At 34.5% G+C, this 20147-nt stretch carries 17 protein-coding genes; 9 read left to right on the plus strand and 8 right to left on the minus strand.

The genetic code is table 11. From position 1 onward, the window contains the following. Positions 1-93: 93 nt before the first annotated feature. Together LNP04_RS01140 and LNP04_RS01145 are read right to left on the minus strand one after the other, a co-directional pair. Positions 94-1260: a cytochrome-c peroxidase gene (locus LNP04_RS01140; protein WP_229984759.1), complete on the minus strand. Its 1167-nt coding sequence runs from the start codon at positions 1258-1260 to the stop codon at positions 94-96. A 208-nt stretch (positions 1261-1468) separates the two neighbouring features. Continuing rightward, positions 1469-1828, minus strand: a complete 360-nt coding sequence (locus LNP04_RS01145; RefSeq protein ID WP_229984760.1) for a response regulator — start codon at positions 1826-1828, stop codon at positions 1469-1471. A 700-nt stretch (positions 1829-2528) separates the two neighbouring features. Between LNP04_RS01145 and LNP04_RS01150 the strand changes: the two genes are divergently transcribed. Further along, entirely contained in the window at positions 2529-3329 is an 801-nt protein-coding gene (locus LNP04_RS01150; RefSeq protein ID WP_229984761.1) for a Cof-type HAD-IIB family hydrolase, read from the plus strand. Between the two features lie 19 nt (positions 3330-3348). Here LNP04_RS01150 and LNP04_RS01155 read toward each other — a convergent pair whose 3' ends face one another. The 5 genes from LNP04_RS01155 to LNP04_RS01175 form a co-directional block, all read right to left on the minus strand. Beyond that, a complete protein-coding gene (locus LNP04_RS01155; protein ID WP_229984762.1) occupies positions 3349-5832 on the minus strand; it encodes a hypothetical protein in 2484 nt (827 codons plus the stop codon). 140 nt (positions 5833-5972) lie between these two features. Further along, a complete protein-coding gene (map, locus tag LNP04_RS01160) occupies positions 5973-6737 on the minus strand; it encodes a type I methionyl aminopeptidase (protein ID WP_229984763.1) in 765 nt (254 codons plus the stop codon). Between the two features lie 60 nt (positions 6738-6797). Beyond that, positions 6798-7322: a hypothetical protein gene (locus tag LNP04_RS01165; protein ID WP_229984764.1), complete on the minus strand. Its 525-nt coding sequence runs from the start codon at positions 7320-7322 to the stop codon at positions 6798-6800. 3 nt (positions 7323-7325) lie between these two features. After that, on the minus strand, positions 7326-7748 hold the full coding sequence (locus LNP04_RS01170; protein ID WP_229984765.1) for a hypothetical protein: 423 nt from the start codon (positions 7746-7748) through the stop codon (positions 7326-7328). A gap of 77 nt (positions 7749-7825) precedes the next feature. Next, entirely contained in the window at positions 7826-8416 is a 591-nt protein-coding gene (locus tag LNP04_RS01175) for a class I SAM-dependent methyltransferase (RefSeq protein ID WP_229984766.1), read from the minus strand. A 232-nt stretch (positions 8417-8648) separates the two neighbouring features. On the opposite strand from LNP04_RS01175, the gene LNP04_RS01180 reads away from it, so the two are divergent. Continuing rightward, complete coding sequence (locus LNP04_RS01180) at positions 8649-9782, plus strand: 1-acyl-sn-glycerol-3-phosphate acyltransferase (RefSeq protein ID WP_229984767.1); 1134 nt, start codon at positions 8649-8651, stop codon at positions 9780-9782. Here LNP04_RS01180 and LNP04_RS01185 read toward each other — a convergent pair. After that, on the minus strand, positions 9779-10009 hold the full coding sequence (locus tag LNP04_RS01185) for a hypothetical protein (protein ID WP_229984768.1): 231 nt from the start codon (positions 10007-10009) through the stop codon (positions 9779-9781). The two genes, LNP04_RS01180 and LNP04_RS01185, sit on opposite strands and share 4 nt — an antisense overlap. A 321-nt stretch (positions 10010-10330) precedes the next feature. Between LNP04_RS01185 and LNP04_RS01190 the strand changes: the two genes are divergently transcribed. The 7 genes from LNP04_RS01190 to LNP04_RS01220 all read left to right on the plus strand — a co-directional run bounded on the left by LNP04_RS01190 (position 10331) and on the right by LNP04_RS01220 (position 20145). Beyond that, entirely contained in the window at positions 10331-11800 is a 1470-nt protein-coding gene (locus LNP04_RS01190; RefSeq protein ID WP_229984769.1) for an ATP-binding protein, read from the plus strand. A gap of 4 nt (positions 11801-11804) precedes the next feature. Next, positions 11805-15428 carry a response regulator gene (locus LNP04_RS01195; protein ID WP_229984770.1) on the plus strand — a complete coding sequence of 1208 codons (3624 nt, stop codon included), beginning with the start codon at positions 11805-11807 and terminating at the stop codon, positions 15426-15428. A gap of 15 nt (positions 15429-15443) precedes the next feature. Continuing rightward, positions 15444-15809: a response regulator gene (locus LNP04_RS01200; protein ID WP_229984771.1), complete on the plus strand. Its 366-nt coding sequence runs from the start codon at positions 15444-15446 to the stop codon at positions 15807-15809. After that, positions 15810-16640, plus strand: coding sequence for a protein-glutamate O-methyltransferase CheR (locus tag LNP04_RS01205; RefSeq protein ID WP_229984772.1), 831 nt, complete (start codon positions 15810-15812; stop codon positions 16638-16640). A gap of 7 nt (positions 16641-16647) precedes the next feature. After that, positions 16648-17220, plus strand: coding sequence for a chemotaxis protein CheB (locus tag LNP04_RS01210; protein ID WP_229984773.1), 573 nt, complete (start codon positions 16648-16650; stop codon positions 17218-17220). Between the two features lie 40 nt (positions 17221-17260). Further along, the gene (locus tag LNP04_RS01215; protein WP_229984774.1) at positions 17261-17626 is read left to right on the plus strand and encodes a response regulator; all 366 of its coding nucleotides are present in this window, start codon (positions 17261-17263) and stop codon (positions 17624-17626) included. A gap of 188 nt (positions 17627-17814) precedes the next feature. Next, entirely contained in the window at positions 17815-20145 is a 2331-nt protein-coding gene (locus LNP04_RS01220; RefSeq protein WP_229984775.1) for a TonB-dependent receptor, read from the plus strand. Positions 20146-20147 lie beyond the last annotated feature (2 nt).

Raw genomic sequence — 20147 nt, forward strand, 5'->3', positions numbered from 1 at the left:
ACAATGAAAATCATAACGGACGGTAAATTTTTACCGTCCATTTTTTTTAGATAAATTTTAAATTAATATATTGAAATTCAATTAACTTAAAAGTTATTTTGGAAGTTCCGGCGGGGTCAATCTTTGGATTTTCGTACTCAATGTTCCCAAAAAAGCTTCCAGCTGAGTAATTTCTTTTTCGTTCAAATCTAAAAACTTCAGTATTTCAGATTTTTGTGATGTTAACGTAATTCCTTCGTGAACGGTTGACTTTTTCTGAGATATTTCAGAGTTTCCTTTGCTGTAAAAAGTAAGAACATCCCGCAAAGAGGTAAGTGATCCGTTGTGCATCCACGGACCTGTAAGAGTCACTTCTCTTAATGTGGGTACTCTGAATTTACCTGCATCATTCGGATCTTTAGTGACTAAATATCTTCCTAAATCTTCCTGTTTTGAACCTAATAAAGAAGTTCCGTCATTTTCAAATTGATTATTTGAAAAATAACCTGAGCTGTGACAGTTCATGCATTGTGCCTTGGTACGAAAAAGGTGCAGCCCCATCACCTCGTCATCAGAAAAAAGAGCAGCCTGCCCATCAATGAATTGATCAAACTTACTCTGAGGGCTTATTAATGTTCTCTCAAAAGTTGCAATTGCTTTTCCTATCTTGTCTTTAGTAACCTCTTTACTTCCGAATGCTTTTTCAAAAAGTACTTCATAGCCTTTTATTTTCGCAATCTTCCCTGTGGCGATGTCAATATGCTGATTCATTTCTCTTAAATCTTCGATAGGGATGTGGGATTGCTTTTCTATACTTTCAGCTCTGCCGTCCCAAAAGAGAGATTTTGCAAAAGCTATGTTCATGAGCGTCATTGCATTTCGGGTGCCCAATTGGCGGTCGTGCCCGAAGGATAGAGTTCTGTTATCTGTCCAGCCTAATTCAGGGTCGTGGCATGAAGCGCAGGCAATTTGATTAGAAGCTGATAATCTTGGATCAAAAAAAAGGGTTTTCCCCAATACTACTTTATCAATAGAGTAGGCGTTATCTTCCGGGAATTCTACTTTAGGTAAATGCCCTATCTCTGAAAAATGAGGTATTGCCATCTCATCAAGTATGGGTTTTGGCCATTTTGAAGAGTCACCAGATGAATAGAGCTTTCTGATATTATCAATGAAAGACTGGTCATTAGATATCTCCTTGTAAACATTGGTTTGCAAGCAGTTATTCAAAAAGAAAAAACTAATGAGTAAAATCAAAATCCAGCTTAAGGCATTCTTCATTCCCAAATATTTTTCAGCAAAAATAATGATTCTAAAATTGCATCATGATTTTTTCGTCGTTAATTTGTTTGGATAAATGCTTATTCAATTTCATTAAAAAACATTTAGAATCTCGAAATTAATTGAGATGATTTTAAATAAAAGCTCCAAAATCTAAAGACTTTGGAGCTTTTATTTGTTTAAAAATTTATAAAGTAAAAATAAGAATCTATTGAGTTGTCAGTTTTTCTATTTTCACAAGAACATCATCAATGTCAAAAGGTTTTGGGATAAATTCATCTGCTTGGCAAGACTGAGTTACATTCTCAGCTTTAGCGTGTGCGCTGATAATCATCACCGGGATATTTGAGGTTTCAGGTGCTTCTTTAAGCTGATTACACAAATCTGTACCTAAACCATCCGGCAGCATAACATCCAATATAAAGATATCCGGAACTACAGATTGGTCTCTGTTGTTGAATGCTTCCACAGTTGAGAAAGATCTTACATCATAATTTTCGAATGACAGGAGCAACTGTAATGCATCTCTGATGCCTGTCTCATCTTCTACGATAAATATTGTTTTCATATACCGTTGCTTGGCAAAAACAAAGCCAACATATCACAGAGATAATAAAAAAACAATAAAAATATTTTTAAATCATAGAATGATCTCGAGAATGTAAAATCGAAGAAAAAACAAAAGGCAAAACAGTGAAGTTTTGCCTTTGTTAATATAAAGTGAAATGGTGTGGTGTCTATTTATAAGTAATTATTTGATTGGTGTATTTTTCTTGTCATTTTTCTTATTTCAAAGATAGATTCGTTTGGTTCAATTAGCAAACTTGTGCTGTCATGATTTATAAATTCTTACGTAAAAATTCTTTAAAACGGCTTTTAAGGATGTTCAGACAATGATTTTTTATTTTTAATTATTAGTTTCAATGAAAAATATTTAGGAAAAATTTATAAATAAATCCTTAAATCAAGTCAACTTTATATTGGTAATATTAAATTTCATCCGACGATTATCATTGTTTTTACAAATGTATTAAACTATCAATGTTCAGCTACATCATTCCTTTAGAAGAAACTGAAACGAATGTTGCACATCGAACCACAAGATCTTATAAGTTTAATTCTAAAATATATAAGATAAACTTATCAAATAAATTCAAGCTGTTTATTGTTAAAATAATGTTATCATTTTCTTTGATGGGCAATATTTCAGCTATTATCCACTATATTTGATATTTAAAGAATGTTTCTGCAAAGAAAATAAATGATTTATGAAGGATATAAAGATGATTGTGACCGATATGGATGGGACTTTTCTCAATTCAAAACATGAAGTAAGTCCGGAATTTCCGGAAATCTATGAAGAACTCAAAAAAAGAAATATTCTTTTCGTTCCCGCAAGCGGAAGGCAGATGCTAGGAATTACCAAATATTTTGGCGACAAAGAAAATGAAATGGCTTTCATCGCTGAAAACGGTGGCTACATGATTTATAAAAATGAAGAATTGTTTGCCGATAAACTGGAAGAGCAATATGTCGAGGAAATCATCACAACCGTAAGAGGAATTGAAGGAGCTACCGTTGTGGTTTCCGGTAAAAAGAAAGCTTATTATGAATCTACCAATCAGGATTTCATTGATTATATCGCTCAATTCTACACTGGAAATCAGTATGTAGAAGATCTTACAAAAAGTGTGGATGACAGCATCTTTAAAATAGCAGTTTATCATCCCGAAGGTTCAGAGGAACATTTGTATTCTACACTAAAACAATTTGAAAAATATAATCTTGAGGTTGTTGTTTCAGGTAAATTTTGGTTAGATATTATGAATAAAGATATCAACAAGGGAAATGCATTGGAAAAACTTCAGAAAACATTAAATATAACTCCGCAACAGACCATGGTTTTTGGAGATTATATGAACGATATCGAAATGCTCAAAAAAGCAGAATATTCTTATGCAATGGAAAATGCTCATCCTTCAGTAAAAGAAGCAGCAAAATTTGAGGCTTTGTGTAACAACAATTTTGGAGTAATGCAAACAATAAAAACCTATCTTAACTCAAATTAAGATAGGTTTTTAATAAATTTTAAATTAGATATTTTTTCAATCCTTCCATAATTCCTTGCCAAAGCATACTGAAAAAACTTCTGTCGGATTCTCGTTTTTTCTCAATCACGACATGGTCAGGTTCGCCTGTTGATTCGTTTTTCACAAACCAGTTGGCAACTTTTGAGAGAAGCTTTCTTTCGTTGCCTTTTTTATTCAGAAAATTCACATACATTTCATTGTACTTAAAGTAGAAATTTCCTGCAATACCGGCATTGTTTCCGTAATAATCAAATTTCAGATAATCTATGTTTCCGTCTAAAGTTACGTTCAGATACGGTCGTACAAAGAGATTTACATTTTCCGCAGACAGTTTTAGGATTTTTCCATTAATGGTAAATTTATCCTCCATATTCATCACGTCAAATTTCCAATTGACTTGTGTATCTGCTTTTCCGTAGAAAGCGAATCGAGCTTCAGCGTTAATTACGGTTGGTCTGCCTTTTATCTTTCCGTTGTTAACATTCGTGATATTAATTCCAAATTTGTCGAAAGTTAATTTCCCTGGAATGTTACTGTTTTCAGCATTCTCTTCATATTCCAAACTAGAATTTTTGATGGCTACATTTTTTACAAACATCGGCATTTTCATTCCACGCAGTTTTTTGCTGAAGAGATATCGTGCTTCGGTATCATCGGGTGGTGCCAGATCATGATAAATATTACAGTCCAGACCATCAATATCAACCTTGCTGATGTCAATTTGTTGATTTTTAAATAGTTTTGAATTAAAATCTGTAACTCCGATTTTTTTCACTGTAATCGTATACAAATCACTTTCTTTCGCAATCACTTTACTGAAACCTGCTCTCGAGTATTTTGGAAGATATTTCAAATCTTTAATCTCCGTCTGTTTTCCGGAATTTTTCACATCACCTATTTTTAAAGTGTAGTATTTTCCTGCATCTAAAAATACTTTCTGAGCAGTTATTAAATGACTTGAGAAATTGATTGGCAAATCTTTTTTCAGCTGCTCATTGTTTGAAACAATATTATTCAGATGAATATCAAATTTACCCACCGATAATTTTTCTTTACCTAAGCTGCTTTGTGAAATTTTACCATTTGAAATTTTAATAAAACCAAGTTTTGCATTGAATTCAGGAGTTTCAGATTTTCCTTTTTTCGGCTTCGATTTTTGAGCAGCTGAAATTACTTTAATTTCCGGAGTTTTGACTTCCAAACCGTCAAACTGAATATTCAGTTTCTGACCGATATATTTAGTTTTGTTGTTGATGATCTTAATTTCATCCGTTTTTACGTTAAATAAATCCTTATTGTCACTTTTTCCCAACGCAATCATCTGGAATTTTTCAACAATAATATTTGAATTACGGGAAGAAATTTTCTTAATTTTTAATGCCTGAAGATTGTTGGCTTTAAAATAAATATTGTCTGCTTCAATATCGTGATTGGTAAATCTGAAAGGTATCTTTTCTTTCACCGTGTTTTTATCAAAAACAATATTGGTCAGTTTAAAATTAAAGTTTTCAACCGAAGCCGTTTTATCTCTATTGGCTTGCAAAACAGCTATTTTACCCTTTTTAAAATCGATATTTTTCAATCCGATTTTCATTTCAACTTCTTTTGGATTCTTATCTTTTTCTACAATGTTCTTTCCTGTAGAAGTAACTTTTAAATCGGGACTTGTGAAAATGATATCTGAAACAATCAGAGAGTCTTTACTGATGTTAAAATCTTTTGCCAGAAGACGTTCCGAAGAAAAATCAAAGATGTTTTTTGCATTGTAATTCTCAGGCTTCTGAATGGGCTGAAGATGAAATTTTCTTAAATCTAACGTTTTATTAGCCGCAAATATCTGATCTGCATTGATTTGATAGAATTCGTTGACACCAATATGCACTTCCTTGGCATCAATTTTAAATTCTTTAAAAGCTACAGGGATTTTTGAATCATCGTCATTCTGCTCAATGTCTTTTAGTTTAATGTTGATGTTTTTCCCCATGAAGACGGGTTTGCCATCAGAACTCGTAATATCAGCAAAAACATTGCTAAACACAATGTTATTAATGTGTAAATCTGTTTTTTTTGTAGATTTTTTTTCTTTATCAGTCTTTGGAGCGAGTTTAATTTTTACATCAGAATCCGACAACAGAAATTGATCGGCGTGATACGATTTATTGAACAAAGCTTTCCAGATGCTGAAATCATGAATCTCAATTTTTTTTATCGTTCCTTGTATTTGTGTAATTTTCTTATCATTCGGATTTTTTGTAGAAATTTTTAAATCGGTTGCCGAAAAATCACCGGAAACCAAGCTCAGATCGAAGTTTTTCAATTGAAGCTGGTACGGTGTTTTTTTATTGATTAAATCAGGAAGCTTTCTTTGCAAAAAAAAGTCCAGTGCAAAAGGGAACGCCGCAAAAATTACAACAATTACGACCGAAATTCTTATCAGCCATTTTTTGCGGTTACTTTTCTGGCTAGGCTTGTTTTTTTCCATCAGTGATTAGTTCAGATTTGTTAGCTAAACAAAACGTATTCCAATTCACGTAAATATCGTTATTAAAACGATTTATGGATTATAATTTTTTAAAAGTAAATAAAATTTAGTGAAAATTTAATTCAAATAAAAGATTAATCTTAATTAAATATTTCATTTTCTTCTGTAAGAATAATTGGTTTTCCGTCTGTGATCACGATAGTATGCTCGTGTTGCGCCATATATCCGCCTTTATCGCCAACCATTGTCCAGCCGTCGTTCAGTTCTGTTGCATACGATGAATCTGTCGAAATAAATGTTTCAATGGCCACCACAGAATTCTTCCTGAATCGTCTTTGGTCAAAACGATTTCGATAATTCATTAGTTCTTCCGGTTGCTCGTGCAAACTTCTTCCTATACCATGCCCGCCAAGATTTCTGATTACTCTGTAACCTCTTTTTTTAGCCTCGGTTTCCATCAAATGTCCTATTTCAGAAATTTTCACACCGCCTTTGATGTTGCTAATGGCTTTCCTTAAAATATCTTTAGAAGCATTTACCAATTTCTGATGGTGGTGAATATCTTCACCAACTACAAATGAAGCACCGTTGTCTGACCAATAACCATCGAGTTCTGCGGAAACATCAATATTAATTAAATCTCCTTCCTTTAAAATTCTCTTTTCTGAAGGAATGCCGTGACAAAATTCGTTGTCAACACTTATGCAGGTATGCCCCGGAAATCCGTAAGTTAAAAAAGGAGCAGATTTTGCTCCCAGATCTGATAGTATTTTTGCTCCATATTCGTCAAGGTTTTTTGTTGTCATACCCGGTTGAGCGTATTCAATCATCTGCTTTAAAGTAAATGCAACAGCATGACTGGCTTTTTGCATTCCGATTAATTCTGATTCGTTTGTTATGGACATAATATTCTATTTAAATTTTTAGTTTGATCTATAAGATCAAAGAGCTTTGAAACTAATTGATTACTCTTGTATTTTTGTAAACAAGTTTGCTTTTTGGAGACCATGATTGTTGATGGTATTCACTGATGCATCCAATTTCCAATTTGGCAGATGATAAAAAAGCTGATTGCTTAATTTTTCAATTCCCAACGTATTTTCGGAGACAAACTCATAGCTTTTTTGATTGGTTATAATTTCGATTCCGTTTTGTCTTTCCCGATATTGTAACTGAATACTGAAAGAATTAACCTCTGTAATCTCGTCCCACCGTACAAAATTAGTCAATTCATTTTGGGTAAAATAAAATCCTTCTATTTTGTACTCAAAAATTCCGTTGAAATTTTCAAGCTCAGTAATTTCTTTTTCTATGGTATCATAATCAGTAACTTCATCACTTGGGTTATAAAGTTTTGCGCCGGCAAAACAAATTCCAACAAAGCATGTGAAAATTATTAAATAAGTAATTCCATTATGATCAAAAACAGGATAATAATAAAAAGTAAGACCTAAAATAAAACAACAGGCAATAATGATTTTCTTTTCCATAATCTATTCCCAAACGTGAGCTAAATAAACGATAAGATAACTCAAAACACAAATCAAGCTGTTTGTATTTAACGGACGAAGAATGTTTTGCCTTACGTTTTCATGTTTCACAACATAATTTGCAATCGCCCAAAAAGCAATGGAGAAACCAATATCCCAAAAATCAAACCGTCCGTTAGTCAATTTGAACAACTGAAAAAATTCTAAACCTATTGAGAATATTAATGGTAAAAAAAGGAGATTAATTTCTCTATTTCCGATTTTTAAGAATAAATTTTTAGAGGTTAAGGTGATGCAGAAAACCCACAAACCTTCAGGCAACGAATTGATGATGTGTTCGTTCAGCGTTAAATTACTCACAATGCTTTCTTTCAAACCAACATATCTATCCAATGAAATTAGCGAAATAAAAAGATCTGTAGCCACAGTTTTTTCTGTTCGGTAAAACAAGTAGATGAACAAGCTGATTGATAAAGATATGATGATTAAAAAATATTTCTTTTTCACGACTTGCAGTAAATTAAAAGTTTAAAATAAGAAAAAGTACCAAAATCAACCTCTTTATCTAGTCTGAACTTCTCTAAAGTTTTTAATTCTTCAATATGAAAAACAGATTTAAAGTGAAATATTTTTGAAAAAAAATGAAAAGAGTAGTCTATCATTCTCAGCCAATTTTTAGGAGTAAAATGATTGAGGATGAATATTTTCCCATTTGGTTTTAAAACCCGGTAGCTTTCTTCCAGTAATTTTTCGGGATTGTCTACTACAGCAATAGTGTGAGATAAAACGACATAATCTAAACTTTGGTCTTCAAATAAAAGTGTTTCTCCGTTCATCTGTAGCAGATTGATATTGCTTATATTTTGTTTTCTGGCAATTTCAAGCATATTTAATGATGTGTCGATGCCTGTGATGTCATGGGTCTTGTATAGAGGCAGATGAGCTCCGTTTCCAACGCCTATTTCAAGCAATTTGCCAAACGGAAGAGTGTTGATTTCATCAAAAAGTTTTCTTTTTTGCGGTTTTAAAAATACATCTATCAAAGGGTATAAAACTGAAAATCTATTATAAAAATTGGCTGTTTGCTGACTCACTTTTTTAAATTCATTTGGTTTTTTGGGCGCATTCATAAACAAATTACGAATTCACTTTCTGAAAATCTAATTTAATTAAAATACTTGAGTTGGAAAAAACGCCTTTGATGTTTTTAATTTTTTCAAAAAATAGAAAGGTATTCGTCACATACAAATGTCATTTGAACTTAGTAAGGACACGTCAATAATTTTTTGTTCTTTTGCAAATTGTTTTTTAAACCTTAGAAATTCCATGTCGAAGTTTGATGATATCAGATCTTTTGATGACTGCGAAGTCAATGAAGCAGTGAAAAGTATAGTCCGCCATCCCATGATGAAAGCGCTGATGAATTTCACATTTCCTGAAACTGATGAAAAAATTTGGTCAGAAAATTTGAAAGAAACACATTCAATACACGATTTTCAGAAGAATTTTATTTCACATACGATTCGGAAAATCTTAGAAACGAGTTCTCAAGGATTAACTCATTCGGGATTTGATCAATTGGATAAAAATACTGCTTATCTGTTTGTCTCTAATCATCGGGATATTATTTTAGATACATCATTGCTGAACTTGATTTTGTTGGAAAATGGTCATGTGATGACCGCTTCTGCGATTGGAGATAATCTGGTTCAACAAACTTTCCTTCACAAATTAGCAAAGCTCAATCGTAATTTTTTGGTACAAAGAGGATTGCCGCTACGTGAACAACTGAAGAGTTCAAAATTGATGTCTGAATACATTTTTCAACTTTTATTTTTAGAAAATCGTTCAGTTTGGATTGCCCAGCGTGAAGGTCGTACCAAAGATGGAAACGACTCAACGCAGCAAGGTATTCTAAAAATGCTTGCAATGGCTTCTGAAGGAATTTCACTCGCAGAATTTTTCAAGAAAGTTAAAATTGTTCCGTTATCAATTTCTTATGAATACGATCCGACGGATGTTTTGAAAATGCCTCAACTTTTAGCAAAGCATAATGACGAGATTTATGTAAAAGCCAAAGATGAAGATTTCAACACAATGATGAGTGGAGTATTGGGTCAGAAAAAACGTATCCACCTTCATGCAGGAAAAGTTCTAGAGTCAGAATATGATGAAATTGCAACTCAATACGATCATAAAAACCGACAATTACAAGCTATTGCGCAGGTGATCGATGATTCTATTATTCAAAACTATCAGCTTTGGCCAACGAATTTTATCGCTTACGATTTGCTCCATGAAACCCATCAGTTTTCGAAAAACTACACCGAAAAAGAAAAGCAATTATTTGAAAGAAGGCTCGAAATGAGAATCGATGTTTCTGATGATGTTCTAAAAGAAGGTTTTTTGGCGATGTATGCAAATCCGGTAATCAATAAAATGAAATACGAAAACCTTTAATTTTCTTCTTCTTTCTTAAAGCTTACCACCTGATATTCGTCATCAGTACAATACTTTTTGCAACTTTCATCATCGAAGGCTTCAGGATTTTTTGAAAAGTCTTCAATGTGTTTGAAACTTTCGTCAGTGTTGGCAGGAGTGATGACGATGTGATATAATTTTAGCAGAGATTCATCTGCATTTTTCAAGGATTCTTTTTTATGCTGAACGGCTTCTTGGTAAGTCATAATTTCAATTTTTTATGGTGAAATCATAGAACAAACTGTGCCAAATTTATTGTTGTAAAAACTTTCAGGCAGAGTTTTGTTTTAATGATTGATAATTTAAAAGGCGAATTTCTAATTTAATTTAGTTCTTGTGGTATCGAAACTATTGAGAATGCGCAGTATTAATACTTTATCAGTAAAATATTATATATTGTTTGTTTTCTTGTTTTAGTATTTACGACGTGAATATTCCTAAAATAATCCTGTGTTTTTTAAAAATTTGTAAGTATTTTTGGTAGCTTAATAAAAGTGTAACCTGTTTACCAGATTATTTTACGTCTTATGATTTTAATTGTTGATGATAACCAAAACAATATTTTTTCGCTAAAAAAATTATTAGAGTCTAAAGACTTCCAGGTTGATACTGCAAGTTCAGGAGAAGAAGCTTTGGGTAAGGCATTGAAAAATAATTATGCATTGATTATTTTGGATGTTCAGATGCCCGGAATGGATGGCTTTGAAGTCGCCGAAACTTTTGCCGGATACAGCAAAACCAAAGAAATTCCTATTATATTTTTATCCGCAGTCAATACCGATAAAAGATTTATTACCAAAGGATATAAGTCGGGAGGGATAGATTATGTGACAAAACCCATCGATCCGGATATTCTGATGCTGAAAGTAAAAACTTTCTACAATCTTCAGGAGAATAATCTTGCGATGAAGAAAGCTCAGCAAAGTCTGGAATTGGAGGTAAAGGGAAGAAGAGAAGCACAGGTTTCTATGAAGTCTGAAATTGATCATTTTCAGCTAATGCTCGAAGCTTTGCCACAGATTGCATTTACTTTAAATGAGGATGGAATAGTGAACTTCGTCAACAGAAAATGGTTTGAATATTCTGAATCTGACCAGCATTTTCCCGAAACCCATATCGATGATCTGAATATTGAAGAAGAGTTTCAGCGTTGTAGAAAAAAAGGAAAAGCACTCGAGTTAGAAGTAAGAATTAAAAATAGAATTACCGACGATTACAGATATCATTTACTAAGAATGTCGCCTGTTTATCAGAATGAAAAATTAAAAAACTGGGTCGGAACGTTCACTGATATTGAAGACCAGAAAAAAGTGGAAAAAGAAAAGGATGAATTCCTGAGTATTGCCAGCCATGAACTCAAAACTCCTTTAACCAGCATTAAAGCATACATGCAGTTGCTGGATCGTAAACTGAAACGCAATACAGAAAATAGTGAAGGAGTTTTCGTCACTAAAGCTTTAGATCAGATAGAAAAGCTAAACACATTGATTACCGATCTGTTAGATGTTTCTAAAATCGAAAACGGTAAGCTTAAAATCAATAAAAAACCTGCAGATTTAGAAAAACTGATCAACAATACGATTGATACCATTTTACAGACCAATGATAATCCGAATGTGAAAATCGATCGCCACATCGGAAAAATTGACCAGTTGATTGACTTCGATGCCATCCGTATTGAACAGGTTTTGATTAATTTTTTAACCAACGCTATTAAATATTCACCGGAAAACAATCAGGTGATTGTTACCACATTTGTGGATGACGACGAAGTGAAAGTGAGCGTCACCGATTTCGGAATTGGGATTCCTGAGTTTAAGCAGGATGCGGTTTTCCGTAAGTTTTACCGTGTGGAAGAATCTTCTGTACAGTTTCAGGGGATGGGCATCGGTTTGTACATTTGTTCTGAAATCATCAAGCAACACCACGGAACCATTGGTCTTTCGAGTAAAGTAGAAGAAGGTTCTACATTTTATTTCACATTACCTTTAAATTAATTTTATGCCGAAAAAAGTGATAAGAAACCTCCAGTTCGGAATCGGGTTTTCTCTATTGATTTTAATTGCGAGTTCGGTCGCATCATATTTAAGCATCCAAAATCAGATGCAGCACCGCGAAAGCGTTTCTAAAAGCAGAAGATCAGTTACCGCTGTGAAAGACGTTCTGATCGCACTTTTAGATGCGGAAACCGGAAACCGTGGTTATCAATTAACCGGAAAAGAAAGTTTTCTCGATCCATATAACCGAAGTTTAGAAGCATATTCTCAGTCAATAGAAAAGGCAAAATCGCTTGATATCACAGAGCCTTCTCAGTTGGCTCGTCTTAAAGATTTGGAAAAAAATGTTGATGGGAATATCAACAATCTGAAACTTTTTGTTGAGAACAGACGGAAAGGAATTGCGATGACGCAGGAGCAGATTGAAATGAGCAAATTGTACATGGATAAATGCCGTTCACTTGTACAGGACTTTGTACAGTTTGAGGAAAGCGGACTTGAGAAAAAAAATAAAGATCTCGACAAATCATCCAATACAACTGTTCTGTTTATTGTTTTTTCATCTCTGGCAGCAATGATCGTGACGATATTTTTCTATATTAAATTACGTAATGATTTGATCAGAAGAGATAAACTGGAAAAAGAATTAAAAGCAAAAGATATTGAAATTTCAAAACGAGTAAACGTAATTCAGCAGGTTGCGAACAGAGTTTCTAACGGTGATTACAACCAAAGAGTGGAAGATGAATACGACGGAGACTTAGGTGATCTGGTAGATTCATTAAATCACATGACCGACTCTCTGAAAATATCTTTTGATAAGATCAATAAAAGCGACTGGAGACAGAAAGGTTTAGCTTTATTAAATGAATCTTTGGTGGGAAATAAGTCGGTGAAGCAAGTAACCAATGATGCTCTCAGCCAATTGATCGATTACGGAAACTGTATCAACGGTGCAGTTTATCTGATGGATGATGGAAAATTGAAGTTGAGCAGTTCGTTTGGTTTAGAAAACAGTATGAAGCAGATCTTCGATTCCGGAGAAGGAATGGTGGGGCAGGTTTTTGCACAGAAAAAGCCGAAAGCATTCAATGACTTAAATGAAAATGATTTTGCAGTTACTTTTGCAAGCAGTAAAGTGAAAATCAATGCTATTTTGTTGGTTCCCGTCATGTCTGATCGTTTGACGATTGGGGTTTTAGAGGTAAGTTCAAATGAAAACTTTGATCAGGACAAAATCGATTATTTTGTAGAAAGTTCCAGAAATATTGCCATTGCTTTACGATCTGCAAAAAGTCGTGAGAAAGAACAGCGTTTATTGGAGGAAACTCAGGCTCAGTCTGAAGAATTGCAAGTTCAACATTCAGAGCTAGAAAATCTGAATACAGAACTAGAAGCACAGACTCAAAAATTACAGGCTTCAGAAGAAGAACTGAAAGTGCAGCAGGAAGAACTGATGCAAACCAATACTGAATTGGAAGAACGTTCAAAATTATTAGAAGAAAAAAATCAGCTGATTGCTGAAAGAAATATTGAAATTCAAAGAAAAGCTGAAGAGTTGGCTTTAAGTACACAATACAAATCTGAATTCCTGGCAAATATGTCGCACGAACTGCGTACACCATTGAATTCAATTCTTCTCTTATCACGTTTGATGGCAGAAAATCCTGATGAAAACCTGAATGAAGATCAGATTGAATCTGCAAAAGTGATTCAGAGTTCCGGTAGCAGTTTGTTGACTTTGATTGATGAAATTTTAGATTTAGCTAAAATAGAATCCGGGAAAATGTCTCTGGAATATCAGGATGTTGTGATTGATGAAGTCGTAAAAGATTTGAAAAATTTAATGAATCCTTTGGTTAAAGAAAAAGGAATTGAATTTAATATCAATATTGAAGAAGATTTAGCAAAAAGCCTTGAAACAGACCGTCTGCGTTTGGATCAGGTTTTGAGAAATCTTTTGTCCAATGCTTTGAAATTTACAAAAGAAGGAAGCGTAGATTTAAACATTAAAAAAGATCCTAAAAATAAAGATTTCATCACATTCTCTGTAAAAGACACAGGAATTGGAATCCCGGAAGACAAGCAGAAAATTATTTTTGAAGCTTTCCAGCAGGCAGACGGGTCTACGCAGCGTAAATTTGGAGGAACCGGTTTAGGATTATCTATCAGCCGGGAAATTGCTAAATTATTGGGTGGATATTTAGATTTAAAAAGCAAAGTCAACGAAGGAAGCGAATTCAGTTTGATCATTCCGATGAGCGAAAGTCTGAAAGGAAATCAGACTGTTTCAACTGGAAATTCAGATCAGAATTTGGTTGACGTTATTTTAGAAGATGTTGAAGAAATTAAACAGATTATTGATTATCAGGAAAATGAGATTGAAATTGCATTCAAACATTTGGAAATTCCAGAAGACGTTGATGACGACCGAAACAACATTTCAAAAGACGATAAAGTAATATTAATCGTTGAAGATGATACCAACTTTGCTATCGCCTTATTGAAATTTGCCAGAATGCAAAATTACAAAGGTGTTGTGGTGGTAAGAGGCGACCAGGCATTATCTGCAGCGATGCAATACCATCCAGCTGCGATTTTACTGGATGTTCAGCTTCCTGTAAAAGACGGTTGGAAAGTAATGGACGAGTTGAAATCTAATCCTCAGACAAAACCAATTCCGGTACATATGATGTCGTCGCTACATGTAAAAAAGGAAAGTTTAATGAAAGGAGCGATCGACTTCATTAATAAACCTGTTGCAATGGAACAAATGACAGATGTTTTCAAAAAAATTGAAGATGCCTTGAAAAAGTCGCCGCAGAAAGTTTTAATTGTTGAAGAAAATGCAAAACATGCAAGTGCGCTTTCGTATTTCCTGAGCAATTTTGATATTTCTTTATCAGTTGAGGATAACGTTGAAGACAGTGTAAGAGCCTTTAATACTGACGGAGTAGACTGTGTAATCCTTGATATTGGGGCAAACAGAAGAAATGCATACAAAATTATTGAGTCTATTAAAAGTTATGAAGGTTTAGAAAACCTGCCAATCATTATTTTTACAGAACGAAATTTATCAACTTCTGAAGAATTGAAAATCAAGCAATATGCTGATTCTATTGTCGTTAAAACGGCGCATTCTTATCAGAGAATTCTAGATGAAGTCGGTTTGTTTTTACATTTGGTTGAAGAAAAAAACAGCTCGGTAGAAACCATCAGAAATAAAACTTTAGGTTCATTGACAGAAGTTTTGAGCGGTAAAAAAATCCTGATTACCGATGACGACGTCCGCAATATATTCTCATTAACGAAAGCTTTGGAGAAATACAAAGTGGAAGTTGTGCTTGCAATGGACGGAGTTCAGGCATTGGAACAAATCAAAGAACATCCTGATGTAGACGTGGTTTTGATGGATATGATGATGCCAAATATGGATGGCTACGAAACGATTCAGGAAATCAGAAAAATGCCGAAGTTCAGAAGACTTCCAATCATTGCTGTAACGGCAAAATCGATGATTGGAGATCGTGACAAATGTATTGAGGCGGGAGCTTCAGATTATATCACAAAACCTGTGGATATCGATCAGTTGCTGTCTCTGTTGCGTGTTTGGTTGTATGAAAGTTAAATCACAGGTACTCTCATGAAAAAGAAAATTTTGATTGTGGATGATGATCCACGTAATATATTTGCCCTGAAATTGACTTTAAAAGCCCGCGGCTTTCAGATGGAAACTTCTACGATGGCGCAGGAAGCGATTCAGATTTTAGAAAATAATCCTGACATTGATTTGGTGTTGATGGATATGATGATGCCGGAAATGGATGGTTATGAAGCTGTGAAAATTATTCGCCAGACGCCCTCCATTAAACATATTCCGGTAATTGCAGTGACCGCTCAGGCAATGGAAGAAGACCGTCAGAAATGTCTGGATGCCGGAGCCCAGGATTATGTGAAAAAGCCGATTGATGTTGATGTACTATTAACTGCTATAGAAAAACTGTCTTAAATGCTGGAACCAAGTATCGTAAAGGACGAAGAAATCGAATTTCTGATCAAAGATGTGTACGACTTGTACGGATACGATTTTTCCTTGTACAGCAGAGCATCTTTCAAAAGACGAGTCAATCGTATTTGTCTGATCGACCGTTTTACCAGCTTTGCAGAATTGCGCTACACAGTTCTCAACGATCCTGATTATCTCAAGCATTTCATAGAAGAAATTACGGTGAATGTGACAGAAATGTTTCGTGATCCTCATTTTTTCAAAAAATTGAGAGAAGAAATCTTACCTCAATTAGGCACGTATCCTTTGATCAGAATTTGGGTTGCAGGTTGTTCTACTGGCGAAGAAGCATATTCGATGGCGATTTTGTTGAAAGAAGCTAACTTATATCATAAATGTTTGATTTATGGAACTGATATTAATCCATCAGTTTTAGAAACGGCAAGATCAGGCGTTTTTCCGATGCATCAGATGAAAGTATATTCTGAAAACTATATGCTTTCCGGCGGAAAAGAAGATTTTTCAGATTATTACACTGCCAATTATGACAGTGCAAGATTTGATAAAAGTCTTCAGGAAAAACTGATTTTATCGACACATAATCTGGTTTCAGACAGCTCATTCAACAGTTTTCAGTTGATTATCTGCAGAAATGTTTTAATTTATTTTGAAAAAGCTTTACAGGAACGTGTTTTCAACCTTTTTGATTCCAGTCTTGAAAATTTGGGTTATCTGGCCTTAGGTTCGAAAGAAACTTTGCGATTTTCTAATTTAGATAAATTTTATCATCAGATTGAAGACCAGAAAATCTGGAAAAAAGTAGATCACCAATAGATTCAGCATGAAAACACAAATGAGCCATACTGAATTAATTGTCATCGGAGGATCTGCAGGAAGTCTTCAGGTGATTATGGAAATGATTAAAAAGCTTGACGAAAATATTAATTTTCCGATTGTTTTGGTTGTCCACAGAAAAGCATACTCAACGAGTATTCTGCCAACTTTGCTGCAGCAATTTACCTCAATGAATGTGCTTGAAATTGAAGATAAAACAGAGCTGGAGAAGAATGAGATTTACATCGTTCCGGCAGATTATCATTTGTTGTTTGAAAATAAAAATACAGTCTCACTCGACAGTTCAGAAAAGATGAATTACTCTCGTCCGTCGATTGATGTGACTTTCAAATCTGCTGCTGAAACATTTGGTGAAAACGTTATTGGAGTTTTGCTTTCAGGAGCCAGTGCAGATGGCGTGGAAGGTTTAAAATATATTAAAAAAAATAAAGGAATCGTCTGGATTCAAAATCCGGAAACCGCAGAAGTCGATTACATGCCGAAGCAGGCAGTAGAGAGGGTTGATTATGATCTGTTAGTTGATCCTAAAGATTTGGCGGAGTTAATTAATCAGTTGTAAGTAGTAAAATAATTTCAATTAAATAAAATAAATTAAATATATGAACAAGAAGAAAATTTTGATTTTTGATGATGATAAAGTGATTCTTGAGGTGATCAGCATCATTTTTGAAGAAGGCGGTTTTGACGTTGAGATTTCAGAAACGTCGCACGACATCATACAGAAAGTTTCACAGTTTCAGCCGGATGTCATTTTGATGGACAATTGGATCCCGAATATCGGTGGTGTAGAAGCAACGAAGCTTTTGAAAAGTCATGAAGAATACAAAAATATTCCTGTAATCTATGTGACTGCAAATAATGATATTGTTGCTTTAGCGAAAAGTGCGCAGGCTGATGATTATGTGGCAAAACCTTTTAATCTTGAAGATTTGGAGGAGAAAGTGGCGAAACATATTAAAGATTGATAAGATATCTATTGATTTCAATTGGTAAAATCCTCAATTTCATAGATTGAGGATTTTTTGTGAACAAAATTTCATATACACAAAGACAATTTAAAGTATATTTATCCGTTTATTCACTTTCAAGTCCACTTAATAAAAGCTTATCTTTAGGCTTTCAAATAAACTATTTTCTTAATAAACATCGAAGAATGCAAGCAATCTATTGTAGAATTTTCACCACAATCGGGCTTTCGGTTTTCAGCATTACCGCTTTTGCTCAGGAACGGAGAACGATCAGTGGAACGGTACGAGACGGAAAGAACGGCGAGCTCGTTATAGGAGCCACCATAAAAGTAGAAGAAGATCCCACGATCAATATCACAGCCAATGAATATGGTTTTTATTCACTTTCTCTACCGCAGGGAAATTATACAATTGCCGTCGCTTATGGAGGTTACGAAAATTACAGACAGACCGTACAGCTTGATCAGAATGTGAAATTAGATTTGATTCTGAGTCAGGAAAAAGAAAGAACTGCACAGATTGACGAAGTCATCATTTCAGCAGTGAAAAAAGATAAAAATCTTACGTCAGCTCAGATGGGAACCGAAACGTTGAGCATCAAAAGTATCGAAAAGCTTCCTGTTTTATTTGGTGAAAAAGATGTTTTGAAAACAATTCAGCTTTTACCCGGAATCAAAAGCAATGGCGAAGGCAGCAGCGGATTCAGTGTAAGAGGAGGCGCAACCGATCAGAATTTAATTTTATTAGATGAAGCTCCGGTTTATAATGCATCACACTTACTAGGGTTTTTCAGTACGTTCAACAGTGATGCACTGAAGGATGCAAGTATCATTAAAGGAAACAGTCCGGCGCAATATGGCGGTCGACTTTCTTCGGTGATGGATGTGAAAATGAAAGACGGAAACAACAAAGACTACAACGTCAACGGAGGAATTGGTTTGATTAGCAGCCGATTGAGTGTAGAAGGGCCGATTCAGAAAGAAAAATCTTCATTCATTGTTTCGGGAAGAAGAACGTATGCTGATGTTTTCCTGAAAGCTACTGATGATTTTAAAGACAGCAAGCTTTATTTTTATGATTTAAATTTAAAAGCCAATTATCAAATTAACGAAAACAACCGTTTGTATATTTCTGGATATTTCGGACGGGATGTTTTAGGATTAGGTAATACATTTTCTACCGATTGGGGAAACACCACAGCGACTTTGCGTTGGAACAGCATCATCAATAGTAAATTATTCTCCAACACTTCATTTATTTACAGCAACTACGATTACAAAGTCAGTCTTACGAGCAACGACAATACTTTCGGATTAGATTCACAAATTCAGGATTGGAATCTAAAGCAGGATTTCTCATGGTTTGCCGGGAATAAGCATTCAGTTCGTTTTGGTCTACAGTCTATTTATCATACGATTACGCCAAGTAGCGCTTCGGGAACGAGTGTGAGTAGTTTTCCGAGAAATTCAAGATATTCTTGGGAAAACGCATTATATATTAATGATGATTTTAAAGCTACAGAAAAGTTGACGGTGAATTATGGTTTAAGACTGTCGATGTTCAGCGTTTTGGGTGGAGATACTTTCAATACCTATGACAACGGAGTTTTAACCGAAAGCCGTTTTTTAGAAAAAGGAAAATTCGGAAAAACGTATGTTAATCTGGAGCCACGAATTACTGCCAACTACAGAATCAATGAAGTGAGCAGCATCAAAGGAGGATACGCAAGAAATACTCAGAATCTTCACTTGCTCAGCAACAGCAGCAGCGGAAATCCTACCGATCAGTGGATTGGAAGCAGTTATTCGGTAAAGCCTGAAATTGCAGACCAGATCAGTGCGGGTTACAGCAGAAATTTCAACAACAATAATTACGAAATTAATGCAGAAGTTTATTATAAAACGATGCAGAATCAGATTGATTTTAAAAACGGTGCCGAAATCACTTTTGATGCCGCAGCAGATGTAGAAGGCGAATTGTTATTTGGAAAAGGAAGAGCTTACGGTTTAGAAGTAATCGCAAAAAAGAAAAGCGGAAAACTGACAGGCTGGGTTTCTTACACCTTATCAAAAACTGAAAGAAAAATAAACGGAATCAACGATAACAATTGGTACAATGCGAGACAAGATAAAACCCACGATCTATCAGTTGTTGCGACATACGAGCTAAATCCTAAATGGTCTTTTTCGGGATTGTTTGTGTACAGCACAGGAAATGCTGTGACTTTCCCAACCGGGAAGTATGATCTGCTCGGACAAACGATTTTCCAATACAGCAAAAGAAATGCTGACAGAATGCCTGCGTACCACAGAATGGATTTGAGCGCAACGTATGAAGCAAGTAACAACAAACGCTGGAAAAGCTCTTGGACGTTCGGAATTTACAATATTTACGGAAGAGAAAATGCTTACACGATTGCATTTGAAGACAATCCTGACAAACCCGGAACAACGAGAGCGGTACAAACTTCACTCTTCAAATTTGTTCCGAATATTACTTATAATTTTAAATTTTAAAA

This window comes from Chryseobacterium sp. C-71 (assembly GCF_020911865.1).
Taxonomy (GTDB): domain Bacteria; phylum Bacteroidota; class Bacteroidia; order Flavobacteriales; family Weeksellaceae; genus Chryseobacterium.